This is a genomic window from Corynebacterium silvaticum (assembly GCF_002162115.2).
GTDB lineage: Bacteria > Actinomycetota > Actinomycetes > Mycobacteriales > Mycobacteriaceae > Corynebacterium > Corynebacterium silvaticum.
The window spans coordinates 2,339,264-2,355,512 of sequence record NZ_CP021417.2; the positions used below are offsets into that span (position 1 = coordinate 2,339,264).

At 57.9% G+C, this 16,249-nt stretch carries 11 protein-coding genes, 1 tRNA gene and 2 pseudogenes; 5 read left to right on the forward strand and 9 right to left on the reverse strand.

The genetic code is table 11. The features are described from left to right. Window positions 1–6: 6 nt before the first annotated feature. From CBE74_RS23530 to dcd, 4 genes and pseudogenes are all read right to left on the reverse strand, one after another. On the reverse strand, window positions 7–672 hold the full coding sequence (locus CBE74_RS23530) for a DUF998 domain-containing protein (RefSeq protein ID WP_087454661.1): 666 nt from the start codon (window positions 670–672) through the stop codon (window positions 7–9). Window positions 673–681: 9 nt separating this feature from the next. Beyond that, window positions 682–867, reverse strand: coding sequence for a hypothetical protein (locus CBE74_RS23535; RefSeq protein WP_087454662.1), 186 nt, complete (start codon window positions 865–867; stop codon window positions 682–684). A 31-nt stretch (window positions 868–898) separates the two neighbouring features. Then, a pseudogene (locus tag CBE74_RS23540) lies at window positions 899–2,193 on the reverse strand (UDP-glucose dehydrogenase family protein). 4 nt (window positions 2,194–2,197) lie between these two features. After that, a complete protein-coding gene (dcd, locus tag CBE74_RS23545) occupies window positions 2,198–2,764 on the reverse strand; it encodes a dCTP deaminase (RefSeq protein ID WP_013912502.1) in 567 nt (188 codons plus the stop codon). An 86-nt stretch (window positions 2,765–2,850) separates the two neighbouring features. Here dcd and CBE74_RS23550 point away from each other — a divergent pair. Next, window positions 2,851–2,924, forward strand: a tRNA-Gly gene (locus tag CBE74_RS23550). 374 nt (window positions 2,925–3,298) lie between these two features. Here the strand turns inward: CBE74_RS23550 and CBE74_RS23555 are convergent. The 3 genes from CBE74_RS23555 to CBE74_RS23565 all read right to left on the reverse strand — a co-directional run bounded on the left by CBE74_RS23555 (window position 3,299) and on the right by CBE74_RS23565 (window position 7,877). Then, a complete protein-coding gene (locus CBE74_RS23555) occupies window positions 3,299–4,690 on the reverse strand; it encodes an NAD-dependent succinate-semialdehyde dehydrogenase (protein WP_087454663.1) in 1,392 nt (463 codons plus the stop codon). A 205-nt stretch (window positions 4,691–4,895) separates the two neighbouring features. Beyond that, window positions 4,896–6,557 carry a VanW family protein gene (locus tag CBE74_RS23560; protein ID WP_087454664.1) on the reverse strand — a complete coding sequence of 554 codons (1,662 nt, stop codon included), beginning with the start codon at window positions 6,555–6,557 and terminating at the stop codon, window positions 4,896–4,898. Window positions 6,558–6,749: 192 nt separating this feature from the next. After that, window positions 6,750–7,877 carry a glycoside hydrolase family 3 N-terminal domain-containing protein gene (locus CBE74_RS23565; protein ID WP_087454665.1) on the reverse strand — a complete coding sequence of 376 codons (1,128 nt, stop codon included), beginning with the start codon at window positions 7,875–7,877 and terminating at the stop codon, window positions 6,750–6,752. A gap of 34 nt (window positions 7,878–7,911) precedes the next feature. Here CBE74_RS23565 and CBE74_RS23570 point away from each other — a divergent pair, with 34 nt between their 5' ends. Together CBE74_RS23570 and CBE74_RS23575 are read left to right on the forward strand one after the other, a co-directional pair. Next, window positions 7,912–8,100: a DUF2613 domain-containing protein gene (locus tag CBE74_RS23570; RefSeq protein ID WP_014836883.1), complete on the forward strand. Its 189-nt coding sequence runs from the start codon at window positions 7,912–7,914 to the stop codon at window positions 8,098–8,100. A 65-nt stretch (window positions 8,101–8,165) separates the two neighbouring features. After that, window positions 8,166–11,384, forward strand: a complete 3,219-nt coding sequence (locus tag CBE74_RS23575; RefSeq protein ID WP_087454666.1) for an alpha-(1->3)-arabinofuranosyltransferase domain-containing protein — start codon at window positions 8,166–8,168, stop codon at window positions 11,382–11,384. Window positions 11,385–11,441: 57 nt separating this feature from the next. On the opposite strand, the gene CBE74_RS23580 is transcribed toward CBE74_RS23575, so the two are convergent. Then, window positions 11,442–12,512, reverse strand: a complete 1,071-nt coding sequence (locus CBE74_RS23580) for an acyltransferase family protein (protein ID WP_087454667.1) — start codon at window positions 12,510–12,512, stop codon at window positions 11,442–11,444. Between the two features lie 40 nt (window positions 12,513–12,552). Here CBE74_RS23580 and CBE74_RS23585 point away from each other — a divergent pair, with 40 nt between their 5' ends. Both CBE74_RS23585 and CBE74_RS24845 read left to right on the forward strand, forming a co-directional pair. After that, window positions 12,553–13,740, forward strand: coding sequence for a PorA family protein (locus CBE74_RS23585; protein ID WP_087454668.1), 1,188 nt, complete (start codon window positions 12,553–12,555; stop codon window positions 13,738–13,740). A gap of 75 nt (window positions 13,741–13,815) precedes the next feature. Continuing rightward, window positions 13,816–15,129, forward strand: a pseudogene (locus CBE74_RS24845) (MmpA family trehalose lipid delivery protein); the annotation flags it as partial. Here CBE74_RS24845 and CBE74_RS23590 read toward each other — a convergent pair. Further along, window positions 15,093–16,238 (reverse strand): glycosyltransferase family 4 protein, encoded by a 1,146-nt coding sequence (locus CBE74_RS23590; protein ID WP_087454669.1) that lies wholly within the window; start codon window positions 16,236–16,238, stop codon window positions 15,093–15,095. The pseudogene CBE74_RS24845 and the gene CBE74_RS23590 overlap by 37 nt on opposite strands. Window positions 16,239–16,249 lie beyond the last annotated feature (11 nt).

A 16,249-nucleotide genomic window follows, 5' to 3' on the forward strand; every position in this document is an offset into this window, starting at 1 on the left:
TCGTAATTATCTGTTGGGCATGCCCACCCTGGCAGAACGATCCACATGCTTAAGCAGAATAATCGAAGATGTGACAATGAGTATGCAGGCAAAAATTGCTTGGCCTCGTTGCTCGTATCCCGTAGGCGCCTGGATTGCTGTCGCAAAAAGCAAAGCCGCAGTTGAGGCTATAAAACCAACCCCGGCGACCGCAGGGATAAGGGCCCACTTCCTAGGAGAGGAAAGTTCCCTCCATACGAAAATGATTGCCGCTATGCCGATTGCCCCGTGTCCCGAAACCGCCAAGCTTGAGGCAAAAACATGGGCGTTAAGATGCGACTGCACGGGACAGGTTGGAAGCGACTCCGCACAAGGAAGCGGAAACAAAACATCCAAGATCGTTGCCGCGCTGGCTACAAGCAGACTCCCCAGGATCACTTTCTGATGCCACGTCCACCGATCGCGCAGTGCGCCGACAGAAATAAAACAAAGCACACCCGCGGTGATAAGCAGGGCGGAAAGCACATCGCTACCAGCAAAAAGCCAGCGCAGTGGGCTATCTGCTGCTGCATATTCTGAAAGGTATGCGTACTTGGGATTCAGCGGATAACCATAGATAGCTTCCGTGATAAAAGAGGCGTATGCCAACCCACCGAGAGCCAACATTATCTTTCCGAGGTTCACCATGCGCATTGAGCGATTCTAACGCACTTGCGCTTCAGCACGCCCCCTGGTACGCCCGAAGGCCTGCCATCCATCACGGCGGCAGGCCTTCTTGTTTTTCTCTTTACGCTTGTCAGGGATTGTTCGCGCCCGGTTTTTCAACTGCAGATGTTGTTCCAGCCTCTCTGGACTCATCTTCCACCTCCGTCTATCGGGTTTCGCCATGATGCACCTCCTTCACGTGCACCTAGTGAGCCTAGATCCTCCGACCCCGTTGGTACAGCGACCAGCCAGACCAACGCTGCCTATCCAGAACATTCCTGGCGTCAAGGATATTCTTCTTCCGAACCAGCCCCTCGGCAAAGCACGGATCCAGGGAGACAAACTCCGGCCATTCTGTGGCTAGGACGATCGCATCGGCGTCGATAAGCGCCTGCGCAACAGATTCCACGTAGTCGAGTTCTGGTGCCACGCTGCGGGCGGTAGTCATCGCCTGCGGATCATAGACGCACACCCGCGCGCCTTTACGAGCAAGTTGCTGAACCAAAGTCACCGCCGGCGACTCCCTCACGTCATCCGACCCCGGTTTGAAAGCACAGCCCAAAAACGCCACCCGAGCATCACGCAGACCCCCAACCATACGATTAAGCGCATCAGCATAGGAGTCGGGCAACTGCCGATTGAGTTTCTCCACACCCCACAGCAACTCCGCCGCCCCCGCAGCACCGATGTCGCTTGCCGTGGCAGCAAATCCCCTTATGTCCTTGGGCAGACAACCGCCACCAAACCCAAGGCCAGAACCCAAAAATTCCGCGCCAATACGGGCATCACAGCCCATTGTCTGCGCAACCGCAACCACGTCCCCGCCCTGCGCCTCACACACCTCTGCGATCGCGTTAATAAAACTCACCTTGGTAGCCAAAAAAGCATTAGCCGCCAACTTGGACAGCTCCGCCGACGCAAAATCCGTGACGATCAAAGGAGCGCCTCCGCATACACGTCCCGCAGAATCGCAACAGCCCGCCCCTCAGGGCAACATCCCAGCACGATACGATCCGGCCGCAGCGTATCCCCAACCGCGTGGCCCTCCCGCAGAAACTCGGGATTCCACGCGAGTTCCACATCAGCATCCGGGCGGCTCAGCTGCGTGCACAGCCGCTCCAGTCGTGCGGCCGTGCCCACCGGCACTGTCGATTTCCCCACAATGAGGTGAGTTCCACGCAGTAGCGGCACCAAAGACCGCAGCACCGACTCAACAAACCCCGTATCAATGCTTGCCGACGCCAGCGAGCCAGGCGTTCCCACCGTAATAAAATGCACGCTCGCGCTCTGAGCGGCTTGGGAAATATCGGTCGTAAAATCCAGGCCTCGTCCGTTATGGCGAGCCAATAGCTCGGCGAGGCCTGGCTCAAAAAAGGGCGGGTTTCCGGCACACAACGCGGCCACTTTTGCCGCATCGATATCAACCCCTACGACCTCATGTCCCAGTTCGGCCATACAGGCAGCATGAGTCGCACCAAGATAACCCGTCCCGATGACGGAAAGCTGCATCTGACTAATTACGGAAGTTCAAATACGCCTTCGAGGGAGTAGGACCACGCTGCCCCTGGTACTTAGATCCCAAAGCACCCGTGCCATAAGGCATTTCTGCTGGAGAAGTCATCTTAAACAGCGCCAGCTGGCCCACCTTCATCCCCGGCCACAGGGTGATAGGAAGATTAGCCACATTGGACAGCTCCAATGTGATGTGTCCCGAGAATCCCGGATCAATGAATCCCGCAGTCGAGTGCGTCAACAGACCTAGGCGCCCCAGCGATGACTTCCCCTCCAAACGACCCGCGATATGAGCAGGAAGCGTGAACTTTTCCAAAGTCGCACCCAGGACAAATTCCCCAGGATGCAGAACAAACGGCTCCCCCTCCGGCACTTCCACCAGACTAGTCAACTCGTCCTGCTGCAACATTGGATCAATGTGGGTGTACTTGGAATTGTTAAAGACCCGGAAGAAACGGTCCATGCGGACGTCAATGGACGATGGTTGGATCAACTCTGGGTCAAAAGGCTCAATGCTGAGCTCACCAGCGTCAATTGTGGCTCGAATATCGTGGTCTGAATAAAGCACGGCACTAGTCTACGTGCTTCGACGCCCCTTTTGGTAACACCCCCGACTATTCGTGCTAAACTAACTCTCGTTGCTTAAGCAGCATTGCCGATGTAGTTCAATGGTAGAACATCAGCTTCCCAAGCTGAATACGCGGGTTCGATTCCCGTCATCGGCTCCATTTTTTGAGCCGGAGCATGGTATACACCACGCTCCGACTCTTTTTGTATCTACTAGCAATCATCCCCCCACTAAAGCCTGCATTTCCATGGACAAAAGTCCCGAATCAGACAACAAAGGGCCGCTTTGTCTATGGAAATGCAGGTTCGGGTTTAAGATCCTCAAGGTTTTGTCGTTTTTGAGAACGCTAGAAAACCTCACTTGGGCTTTTACACAGCACACATCCGCTAGCGTTCTCAAACGACAATAAACACACGGAAGCCATCGGCTGCGAACGCCGCTTTCCATTCTGCGCACAAAAAATGCCGTAAGAAGCTCCCTCAATAAGCCTCTTACGACATTTCTAGTTTAATACAACCACTAAAGCCTTACATTTTAAAAATCGCCATCAATATCGGTGACCACCACCACTTTCTGATTCACAAATTCGTGCAAACCTAAGTCGGTGAGCTCACGTCCAAAGCCGGAGCGTTTGGTTCCGCCAAAGGGGATGTCTGCTTTCACTCCAGTGGGTTGGTTGATGTAAACCATGCCGGTATCTAGGCGACGCGCAACCGCCTGAGCTTTATCTTTATCCTCCGTGAACACAGATCCGCCAAGACCAAAGGGGGAAGAATTGGCGATCTCAACAGCGTGATCCACATCCCGAGCGCGATAGATCTGTGACACTGGTCCAAAGAATTCAGCATGCGCAGTGTCGGATTCGAGGGGGATATCGGTGAGGATCATCGGGGGGAAGAACGAACCATGCTCGGGTATTGCTACGCCTAGTTCTTCCACTGTTGCACCTTCGCTGCGCGCCTTTTCCACTAGCTTTCCAAGGTCGTCGGCTTCCTGCTGGGAAGATAGAGGTGCCAGCTGAGTCTCTGGATCCATAGGGTCGCCGGCTTTTAGTTCCGCAACTTTGGATTTGTACTGGTTGAGGAAGGCGTCGTAAAGCCCCTCTTCAACGATGATGCGCTTAGAGGAGCAGCACACCTGCCCAGCATTCCAGTGCCGACCAAAGACAGCCCATTCGACAGCTTTGTCCAGCTGGGCATCGTTGAGCACGATGAACGCATCCGCACCGCCTAGCTCTAGAGTGGACTTTTTCACGTGCTTCGCGGCGATAGCGGAAACCGCTGCTCCTGCAGCTTCTGAGCCAGTGAGCGCTACTCCACGGACGCGGGGGTCAGAAATGATCGTCTCTGTAGCGTCGTGACCTGCAAATACGTTTACCAAAAGCCCTTCGGGAGCGCCTGCCTCACGGAACAGCTCAACCATCTTCAACGCCGACTGGGGCACGTTAGATGCGTGCTTGAGGATGATGGTGTTACCCGCGGTGAACTGCGGCGCACCAATGCGAATGACCTGGTAGTAAGGGAAATTCCAGGGTTCCACAGCATACAGAACACCCAAAGGCTCGTTCACCACCTGCACGTCTTGCGCACCAAACCCCTGTGCGGGCAGATAGCGCGGGGCTAGCTGCGATTCACCGTTCTCCACGTAATAGCGCAGCATGCTTATGCAGATGTCTACTTCTGCCTCGGCTTCGGCAAGGAGCTTGCCCATTTCCAATGTCAGGATTTCCGCATACTCGCGCTTCTTGGATTCCAGAATCTCTGCGGCTTTGGCCAACACCGGCACCCGCTCCGAGACAGGCTTGAGACTCCACTCTTTAAAAGTTTCATCCGCACAAGCAATGCCGTGTTGAATTTCCTCTGGGGTAGCCGTAGGGAACTCTTTAAGCACTTCACCGGTGTAGGGATTTGTGGTCTTATAAGCCATGTACTTCCTCCTAGGATCTCGCGTGAGCCTCGAACTTTGAGCCCACACTACGCTCGCGTAAGAACGCGTGCGACGCTTCCTGACCGTGATGTTCGTCCCCTTTTGAGGCCATCAGGTACAAGCAGAAACACTCAGACACACTCAAAAGTGGCCATTCCATACAAAAATGCACGCGGCCTACACACCGCGCGCATTTTCACATTGTTTAGGAGCAGGTCACGATCGGCGATGGATCGTAGACAGTGGTCGTGGTTACCCGCGAGAGTTGGTTACCGCTGAGATCGCGCACAATGCGGGTATCAGATGTGGTGAAACCTTGGGCACCGCCGGAAGGCGTGCAGTCCGGGCCAGATAGTCGGATCGGCCTCGGCGGGGTGTAATTCCAGCGCCCTCCGTTGATGGATTCCACGTTGACAGTCTTTACTCCCGTGAGCTTGACGGTCACGTTGCCGCCACCTGCAGACGTCACGATCCTAACGGGATACGGTGAGGTGTTCTTAAATTGCAGGTCGATGGCACCTTCATAGACCGTGGCCTCGCGTCCCGCGGGGTAACGCGAGATGTAGAAGCTGTGATTGGTGTGGGCTACGTCTTGCATACCGGCAAAGTAGGAGGCGTTGTACAAGGTAGTGGCAAATTGGCTAATGCCGCCGCCTACTGCTTTATCTGCCCGACCGTTGAGAATAACGCCGGATTCCACAAAACCTTGTGCGCGCCCACGTGGACCCGTGTAGCCGTTCAAGGAGAATGTATCTCCCGGCGCGACGATTGCCCCGTTGACCATCTCTGCAACGCGAGCGATGTTCACGCCCGAGGCTTGCGAGTAACCGCCCGTGGTGAATTCACCTACGACCTCGTCAAAGGTGGCGCGTTCCGCCTGCTCGGTGGTAAAGGTCGCGGGTTGGTCGATGTAGACGGCATCGAAGGTTCGTTTGTCCTTGGAGGTCACACGCTCCTGAAAATTTTCTAGCGTCTTCTCCCAGTCAATGGTGATTCCGTCCGCGCTAGGGGTAATTGTCTTGGTTCCACCGTTGAAGATGATGTTGGCGTTTTGCCTTTTCACCTCTGTGACACCAAGGTTTTCCAGGAAAATGCCTTTAGCTGCTTCTACGTTGATGTCCGGTCGCAGCGAATCGTGATCCGGGACAAAGGTGAGCACCTCAGCTAGCCGTTCCACGGGGATGAAGCCGTCGATGTTATCGCGTCCATGCAGCACAAGTGGGCCTTGGAGTGCAGCGTTGGCTGTCTCCTCCGCCTTTTTGAGTGCGGATTCCCCGATCGCGGGCTTGGTGGTGTTCACCTTCACGTTCACACCATTAGGTTTTAGCCAATCGGAGACGACCGCGCTGTTGAGCTCCTGCCGGCTCAAGCTCTGCCCATTCACGGATGCGTGAGAGTTAACCCTGCCGCCGTGGATATCCAGGCTGGCGTCCTGAGGCGCAGGAGTTAGCTCTTTTTCCACCCGGTCCAGTTGCGGGGTCAACTTAGCCTCATCGACAGTGGAGACGATGTTGATCTCATGAGTGGTGAAGAAGCTAGCCAAGCGGGTAAACGGGTTGGCAGATTGTGCGCCCGCTCCGTCGATTGTTTTCTCCCAATCCACCCCAAGTCCTGAGGCTTCAGGCGAGAGGCTGGAGTGTTGCTCTCCCGCGGTGATCTGTACTTGGGCGCTCAGCGCCAGGCCCTTTTTTAGCGTCGAGATGGCTTCATCTTTCCCCATCCCGCCGATGTTGATGCCGCCAACACTTGTCCCTCGGGGGACAGATCCTTGGTTGATCACATAGTCCGTGCCGTACCCGACGCCGCCGAGCAACGCGATCCCTAGGACCACTCCTGCACCGAACTTAGCTGCCTTCTTTGAACTCACTCACACCAACTTAGTGGACACAGGGTGTTGCCCACTATTCCAAGAACTCTAAAGTTTTGCTGTGTAATTTTTTCGTGCGGCTATTTTCGTGACAAAGAACCCCTTATAACCTTTATCAATCCTGTTTTTATGGATTTACATCACACAATCATCGCACCATAATAATTTTTTACTTAAGTCTTCCCAAAGGGATTAAAGAACACCTACCCGGCGCACCGAGTCTTCAAATTGACCTCTGGGATACGCGCCCGTTTCCACGGCAGCAACGGTGGCGTCGATAGCCTCTTTGAGCCCGGCGGTGGTCACCCACAGCGCCTGGTCTGCACCTGCTTGCAACGAGGCCACCACAGCCTGGGGAACAGGCATAGCCCCCGTGATCGCACCCATCGCAAGATCATCGGTGTAGACAACGCCATCAAAAGGATGTCCACCACGATAAGAACCCGTGCGCAACAGCTGATACGCGGCTGGGTTGAGGGTGGAGGGAAGACCATTCTTGGGCGAGCCTAGGTCGGGGACCACCATGTGACCGAGCATCACGCCAGCACCAGGGACATTAATCCGGCTATAGGGCACCAAGTCGATGTTCTCTAGGTCTCCCAAGGGCGGGGTAAACACCTGACCAGTGTGAGAGTCGCCACTGGCACGTCCATGTCCAGGGAAATGCTTAAACACTGGTCGAATCCCCGCGTCCAGCATTCCTTGGGCAAAAGCTGCCGCATATTCCGCATCAATAGTGGGATCCGCGCTAAAAGCGCGATCGCCCACGACATCCAATCCAGCGTCTATGTCTGCAACTGGCGCAAAGTTCACGGTCACCCCGTGCGCCGACAAGGAATCACCCATCGTTTTAGCCATGCCTCGAACCTGCTCGGGGTTCATGGTCTGTGCCATCACTTGGGGTGAGGGGAAGGTCCCCAGGATTCCTTGGTGCCGGAGAACACGTCCGCCTTCAAAGTCGATAGAGACGGAGAAATCACGTCCCACGGCCTTACGCAATGCCTCGATGTTTCTGCCCGGCGCGGTGAGGAGGTTGGGGTCTGTGCCTGATCCTATGAAGATGCCTCCAACACCTTGGTGTAAGGCAGAGAGAGCGTCGTCGTAGTTGCTTACTCCCACCATCATGAGGCTCGCGGCTTGAGCGCGGACGTCGTTAGGTTGTGCTTTTGCGCTTGGCGGCGCACTGGTTTCCTGCGTTGTAGACGCAGTAGCAGACGCAGTGGTGACCTCGGTGCTGGCGGGATCCGTATCGGTTCCGGCGTCACTGCATGCGGCGAGCGCACCGAGGAGGGCGGCGGCGAGAAGTCGTTTTATGTGCATTGCCCATCCAGTAAACCACGGTATTGTTGTATGTATGGCTTTTGAATCCGATTCCCTTAACCGCCGCACCCTCGGCCCCACCATAGCCAGCGCCGTTATCGGTATCGCGGTGGGCATTGTGGCCGTGATTGGTGTGTCGCTCGTCGATTCTGGGCCAGCCAACGGTGCCGCAAACGCCGATTCTTCGGTCCTCGGTGACCCGGAGTATGGCTCACGTCAGTAGATCCGGCTTTGGCATCCCCTTCACTCATAAAGGCGACAAAGGCTAGGACCTTAGCCGACTTCTTCGTGGCGCGCGTGACGCTGCTCTTGTTGTTCTGTGCTCGCCGGCCTCATCTTTCCGGCTGGTTCTGCACTGCCCTGGTGAGTTTTTCGCAGCCGTGGGGGTTAACTGCTGCAGACACAAAGCACGACCTTGTTGCCAACCCTGCGCGCTTTCTTAGCGCAGCTCTCCATCCGTGGACGGATATTTTTCCCATGGGTCAGCTGCAAAATCAGGCCTACGGTTATCTCTTCCCGCAGGGGGCTTTTTTTCTTCTTGCCTCCCCACTTCCGGATTGGGTGGCTCAACGCCTGTGGTGGACGTTGCTTCTGGGCTTGGCTTTTTCGGGTTTTTTGTTGCTTACCCGCAGGCTGGGGGTTGGTTCCACCGGTTCGCGTGTGCTCGCCGCTGCGTTGTATGCGCTGTCTCCTAGGATTTTGACCACCCTGACGGCCATTTCCTCAGAGGCTTGGCCGGTGGCGCTAGCCCCCTGGGTGCTGTGGCCGTTGCTCCCGGTAGCGGGCACGGTGGCTGATACTCCCCACGCTAGCCGACGGCCTCCCGTGCAGGGTTTCCCAGGGGTGGCAGCATCGTTGCTGGCCGTGATAGGTATGGGCGCGGTGAATGCGACGGCTACGGTGGCCGCGTGTGTTCCCGCCGCATTGTTGCTGCTGTGGTTGCGGCGCTGGCGGTTCTTTGTTGTTTGGACTGTTGGTTGCGTTGCGGTGAGCGTGTGGTGGTTGGTGCCGCTGGCCGTCCTCGGTACGTATTCCACTCCTTTTACTGATTTTATCGAGAGCTCCTTTGTCACCACGCGCTGGCTCAACGCCGCCGAAGCCTTACGCGGCACCACGTCGTGGACGCCTTTCGTAGAGACCGAGCGAGAAGCCGGCCATGCGCTTGCCACCAGCCCCTATTTTGTCGTGGTGACGCTCGCCATCGCGGCCATCGGACTGATCGGCCTATGCCGACCCGGCCTGAGGTTTCGTTCCTTTTGGATTGCGTTGCTCTTTGTGGGCGTGATTGTTGTGTGTGGGGCACATTTAGTGCCTGAGCTTCTCGACGGCCCCGGCACCGCACTGCGCAACGTGCATAAGTTTGACCCGCTTGTGCGGATCCCACTGCTTATAGGCGCTGCCCACGCTATCCAGATCCGCTGGATTCCGGAAGCTCCCCGTCGCACAGCAGTCTATGCCCTCGTGGTGCTTGTTGCGGCGGCAGCGGTTTCTCCTGTGTGGTCGGGGCGCTTGCTTCCCTCGGGTGCCTATAGTCAGGTCCCCTCTTATTGGTCGGAAGCTGCTGATTTTCTCAATGAGAAGGCCTCGGGCACCCGCACCTTGATACTGCCTGCGGCCAGCTTTGCCCGCCAAGATTGGGGATGGACCAGAGATGAGCCGCTGCAGCCGTTGTTGTCTGTTCCGTGGCTTGTTCGCGATGCTGTGCCGCTTGTGCCCCCGGAAGCAATCCGCACGCTTGATGGGACGCTTGCGGCTATCGACGAAGGCGAGTTAAGCGAGCTACCAGCCCAGCTCGAACGTCTCGGCGTCGGCGCGCTGGTACTCCGACATGATCTCGACGACTCCGTCGTGGGGACAACCGGGACAGCGCTCACCTTGAGCAAAGTCCAGCGCTTGTTTCCTGCTGCAGAGGTCCGTACCTTTGGCGAGGTCGATGTGGTCGTGTTTGCCCCCCAGCGCAACATGCTGCTTGCCGACGCAGAAAAGGCCGCCCCAACACCCACAAAGCTCGCAGGCGGCGGCGAAGTCCTCCCGCTGCTTCCCCGCGGCCTCTACGAGCTCACGCATGAAGGCGCAGAGATCGTCACCGATACGCCCATGTTGACGGCTCGCAACTTTGGCACCATAGAGTCTGCGGTCTCCGCCCCGCTCGCCTCCGCCGATGAAGCCCGCGACGCTAAGGGCGCAGCGCTCGATTATCCGTCGCAAGGTTTATACACTCGCGTCGTAGAAACCGGCGGCAGCGTGGCGGCCTCCTCGTCTGCCTCGGATGCCACTGCTTTCGGTGGCGCGCACCCCGAGCGTTCCTTGACCGCCGCCGTCGATGGCGATCCAGACACCGCATGGTTTCCCGCCCCCGGAACTCAAGAAGGGCAATGGCTAGAACTACGAGCGCACTCCGATAACCCGACGCTGAGCCTCACCACCACTGGCGCTCCCGCAGAGGTCACCATAAGCAGCGCGGGAGCACACACAAAGGTCAAACTCAAACCTGGAATTCCCACCACCATCAAGGTGCCCGGCGGCCCGACCGACGCCGTGCGCATCACCCTGGGGCCACAACAGCCAACCGCAACTCAATCCGGAAAAGTAGGTATTGCCGAAGCCACCATCGAAGACGCACCGATCCGGCGGGTGGTCACAGTGCCGGAAGCCCCCGCGAGCGTCCGAGAATTCCTGTTCCAAAAGGTTGCGGTGGATACCGGCGTGATCATCAGGAGTTTTAGCCTCCCCAAAGACCTCACCGTTCAACTATTCCAATCCGACTGCCGCCAGCCCACGCATATCGACGACACCCCCTACACCTGCGGCGACGACCTCGTCCTCACCGCCGGTCACCATGAGATCCTTACCCGCGCCAACTGGGTCCGCCTCAGCGAACCAGACTACTCGCCCCGGAATAATCTGCGCGATATAGCCCGCGGAGAAAGCATCCCTCCCGCTGACTATGACAGAATCCTCGTGACCACCCGCGCCGCCAACAAAGGACTCACGGCAACGTTAGACGATGGCACGGAACTACGTCCGGCGGAGTTTAACGCGGCGTCGCAAAGCTTTATCGTCCCGCCAGGCGCCCACGGCGCCGTAACACTCAGCATGCGTGCCGACTCCACCTACCGCCGCGGGCTGCTCGGCGGCGGAGTGCTTGCGGTGGCGATCGCGGCGGGATGCGTCCTAGCCATCAGCCGGCGACGACGCGCCACCGAGCCTCCCGTCAAGCCCTGGCCTGCGTTCATACTTCCCATTATTGGCACGGCGGCGGCCTGCTGCGTCGTGGGATGGTGGGGGCTGCTGATGCTCCCGAGCCTCTGGGCTATCCGGCGTTTTACCACCATCACCCCCACCATCATCATCGGCGCAATGATGGCGATCACCGCCCTCTGGCTCGCGCGCACCCCGTGGCCCAGCGCCCACTACTTTGACCTTGTGCCTTTCACCGACATTCTGTGTTGTCTGGCGTTGCTGTGCCTGCTGCTAGGCAAAGATTGTCGTTTTTGGGAACGCTAGCGCTTGTGGCTCGCGTAAAACCCCAGGATGCCTTTTCTAGCGTTCTCAAAAACGACACTATCGCGCCCAACGGGCGTTCTTTTCCACCAACGTAAAGCTCGCCGCCGCCACAATGACACTTCCCACAAAGCAGACCACTGTGACAAGCATGAAGTGCCCGGAAAACGGTGCGATCCCCAGCAGCGGGAAGACCATCGACAACACCGGAAGGTGCCAAAGAAACAGCGAGTAGCTCCACCGCCCCAGAATAAGCAGGGGCCGACTACTGAGAAACGATGTCCACGCGCCCCCTGTCCCCCAGGCATAAGGCAGCACTATCAGCGCCCCAAAAAGTGCCCCTGCCAGGATTTTTCGCACAAACTCTCCGGGGGTGGGATGCGTCAATCCCTGTGGCCCAAACCATGGCTGCCCCGCCACCCACGCCACGCCAAGGGCCAGCGCCCACCACAGCCATGTGAGATTAAAGCCTCTCCACCTGGTTATTCGTGTCCCCTCCAGCTCAGCTGCGATAAGGCCAACGGCAAACCAGGGCGCATAGGAAGGCGGGAAAATCTGAAAGTTGATTCCACCGGCTAGATCGAGGGGCCATGGCACCGCAGCCCAACCGATCCCTGCCGCAAACATCCCGAAGAAGCACAGCAGGCGCTTGCTTTTCGACGCCCCCCGCAGCGCCCACACCAACACCGGAAGAAAAAGGTAAAACGCTACTTCCACACTCAGCGACCAGAGGTGTGTCAAACCACCGGCAAGGCTGTGGGCTGGGTAAACCTGGGTGAGGGTCAGGGTGGCTAAGATTGTGCGCCACCCCGTGCCAAAGGAATCCGGCAAGAACGCAAAAACAAGCAGGACGCACACCCAATAGGCCGGGAGGATGCGTAGAGCGCGGCGGCGAAAATACGAGAGTGAAGAGCCCGAGTGATCACCGCGCCAGAGCAGGAACGCTGAGAGGCCAAAAAATACTGAAACAAAGAAGTCAAAGCGCGCGAGTATCGCCCCTGGGATCCCCGATTGGCTCATCCCGGTTTGAAAAGCCGTGTGTGTGAGGAGTACCCCGGTGGCAGCCACACCTCGTAGCCCCTCAAGCTGGGGGAGGAAGTTTCGCGTGCGCGGTGGGTACGATGGAGACACTTTAAGGGATCCTAGCGGAAAGTAGAGAGTCGTCAGGGTGATGGACAGCAAAGACACCGGTGTGGATGCTGCTGGCATGGGCACACGAAAAGCCCTGTTTGCGCGTTCCGAAAAGCATGCACGGCGTGCCCCTATCATTGCCTTTGTGGCGGCAGCCGTGCTCTTTATCATTGCAGCGGCTGGGCCGGCTCTCATGATCAGCCGAATCAAGCCTATCCCGGTGGACACCACCCGACAGATCACCACTACTCCTGCGGATACCATTCTCTACGATCCTGAGGCCCCCTGCCCCGCTGATGCTCCACAAAGCTGCTTTGTGGTTAGCACCACCACGCAGCTGCATCGGGAGATCAAAACGGTAAAAACCGATGTCCGCGACGAGGTCGACCTCCACGTGACAGAAAATCTCGTGCGCACAGACACTAAAAAATCCATCATCGATGTCGATGACAAACTGCGCCTTATCCGACATTCCACCTATCCGGTCTTGGATTTTGCGTCGCATATGAAGGTCACCGCACCCAGTCTCAATTTGAGCTTTGATACCGGCGATTTTGCTCGCGACGGCCTCCAATACTTCTATCCGTTTAATACGGAACGCCGCTCGTATCAGTTCTTTGATCCCATCGCGCAAAAACCCTGGCCGCTGGATTATGTGGAAGAAAATAACGGGATCTACAGGTTTACCCAAGACATTCCCGCCACGGACTTGGTTAAAGCTGCGACGCGCTCTTTCACCCAGCCCGAGGACATCTCCGATGAGCCCTCGATGGAAGCCACCACGAGCGACCTCAGCCAGGAGCAGCAAGACCAGATACGCAAGATGCAGATCACGGCCCCGGCATCCAAGTTCTATGGCGAGGGGCGCCCCGGCACGGTCAAGCTCACCCCTTATTACACCGTCAAGCGCACACTGTGGGTAGAGCCTAAGAGTGGTGTGGTGGTTAATCAGAGTGAAGACGTGTTCATGTTCTACGCCACCGATCAGCAGGACGCAGACGCAACTGCTCAGCGAGGCCACGACCCCATGCGCGCGATCTTAAAGACCACACTTCAGTGGGATGCCACAACACAGAAGCATGCCCACGATGAAGCCCAGCCGACAGTGGATACTTTGCACCGGCTGCGCATCGGCGGGTTCGTCGCAAAAATGCTTGGCTTTGCGCTGCTCGCGGTAGGTCTTTGGCTTGCTGTACGACGCCCCCACGACGTCCCACCGAAGCCTTAGAGCATGTCTGCCCCCGGCGCGCGTTCTTCGTCGTATCTGCTCGTCGCATGGACCGCGATGCTGCTCACCCTACTCATGTGGGCTTTGTGGCTACCTTCTGGGTGGTCTGGGATGTTGGGGCTGCGTGACATGGTGGTGCTCAATCACCCGGCACTGACCGCAGGTGCCGTAGGTTTTGGTGATCTGCCGGCACGCAATGCGCCCCAAGACGGAGTGCTGGCGCTGTTGGGTCACGTGGTTCCAGCTACGTGGGTAGTGCGGATGTTGTTACTGGTAGCGGCTGTCGCTGGAGCTCTGGGGGCTGCCCGGCTGGGTAGCACCGCGTGGTCACGAGCTGCCGCGATAACGCTTACCCTGTGGAATCCGTTTGTGGTGGAGCGGTTGTTGCAAGGGCAGTGGTCTTTGGTGATCGCTGCGTGGTTGTTGCCGGTGGTGATCACTGCTTCGACTCGGGGTCGAATTGCGGCACTGTGGCTGAGTTCTTTGACTCCGACGGGGGCGGTCGTGGCAACAATCACGGGCCTGGTTGCCGCTCGTTCTAAGCTTCCCGTCTTGTTAGCTGGTGTGGCCGCTAGCCTTCCGTGGCTCATTCCTAGCCTTGTCACTGTGCCAACGTCTTCCACGACGGCGTTTCTCGCCCGTGCGGAAACCTGGACTGGCACGCTAGGTGCGCTTATGGGGTTGGGCGGCATATGGAACGCTGAGGCAGTTCCCCCCTCACGGGCTGCGGGCTTTGCGGTGTTTGGGATAGCGCTATGCCTGCTCACATTCTGGAAAGCCCCCCGGCGGTGGCAGCTGCTCGGGGCCGCTGCCCTGGCGACGTGCTTGGTGTTGAGCACTCCGGTTGGCGGATGGTTGCTCGCTCATGTGCCCGGCGCGAGCCTTTTCCGTGATTCTCAAAAACTCATCATGCTGCTTATCCCAGCTCTGGTGACGGGCGCGGGCAGAATGCGGTGCCGACCGCTTGCTCTTATCACTCTCTTCCTTGTGATTCTCCAGGTTCCTGATGCCCCGGTGGCCCTCAAACAGCTCACCCCGGTGGCCGAGCGCCCCTGGCCGAGCTCCGAGGGAGACCTACTTTTCCCGGATTCGCGGGGGTTGGTGACCTACCACGGGCGCACCATGGTGGATCCTCGGATCAAGGCTCAGTCAAGTGTGGAGGCAGGGGGCCTTGTGGTGGATGGCACGCTGGTAGACGAGCTTTCTCCCCGGTATTCGGCCGCTGTGAAGGAGTGGCGTCGCGGCTGCACCGAGTGCCTGAAGGAACGCGGTATTGGGACGGTGGTGACGTCGACAAGCTCAGGCGCAGAAACCATCACGGAGATCGGCGGCATCACCCACCGCGGGCGCAGTTACTGGGTGGGCGTATCGCTTGCCTCGTTGTGGCTGGTGGAAGGCGTGGGCGTTGCCGGGGCATGGGCGACGCGTTCCACGAGGTCGAGGAAGCGGCGGCCGGTGTCGTCCCAGGAATAATCCTGCACTGCTTCATAGGCCAAGGCCCCTAAAGCTTCTCGACGATCCGAGTCCGCCAACAACCGGCGGGTCTCCGCAACAAACTCATCCCGATCCCCGACCAGCACACCGCCTTCCCGGACAGAGTCCACAAGCCCGCCCGAGGAGCGGTAACCGATCGTTGGCACCCGATGCTGAGCTGCCTCAATCACCGCTAGACCCCAGCCCTCCTTTCGGGAGGGCATGAGGTGTATCGCTGCGCGGTCCAAGAGGGCATGCTTGTACTCCTCGGACACCTGACCGTGGAACACAACCCGATCTGCAATATCCGCCGCTTTATCCCGTAATTGCTGGCCCCACCAGCCAGAGCCGATGATGTCTAGAACTACGCCGTCAAGCGAGCGCACCACCTCGATGGCGTCTTCAATCCGTTTGTGGGGCACCAGGCGCGAAAGCGTGACCAGGTGTAGTCGGCCATCGTCTTCCAAGCGCATATGCGTGGGTGGATGATCCACTCCATTGCGGATAATGTCCACGCGATCGGGATCTACCCCCAGGCCCACCAACTCATCCTTGCTGGGTTGGGAGACCGTGACATAGCGCAGCGACTGGTGCAACCACGGCGATACCTGAGATTCCAAAAACCAGCCGAGCTTAGCCAGGATCTTCCCGGCTACCGGCCACTGCTCGCGATGGCAGTGATGCGTGAGCAAGATGGTGGGCTTGCCGGAAAACAACGCAGCAAAGAAAGGGATTCCGTTTTGAGTGTCCACCACAACGTCGACTCCACGCATGGTGCCAAACCCCACGCGCCCAGCCAACATCCCCAAGGCAGCTTTAGGATAAACCCCAAACTTGCCGCCGCTGCGAGAAAACCGAACGCCGTCACGCATACTGCGCCGGGGAGCATCCGTGTAGGAAGACGTGCGGAAGACTACCTCGTGTCCGTGGCGTGCACAATATTCCGCAACGCGTTCAAGGTAGCGTTCACTCCCGCCACCTTGAGGATGCGTCGTATCACGCCAACATAATAAGAGAATCTTCATATCACAACCCA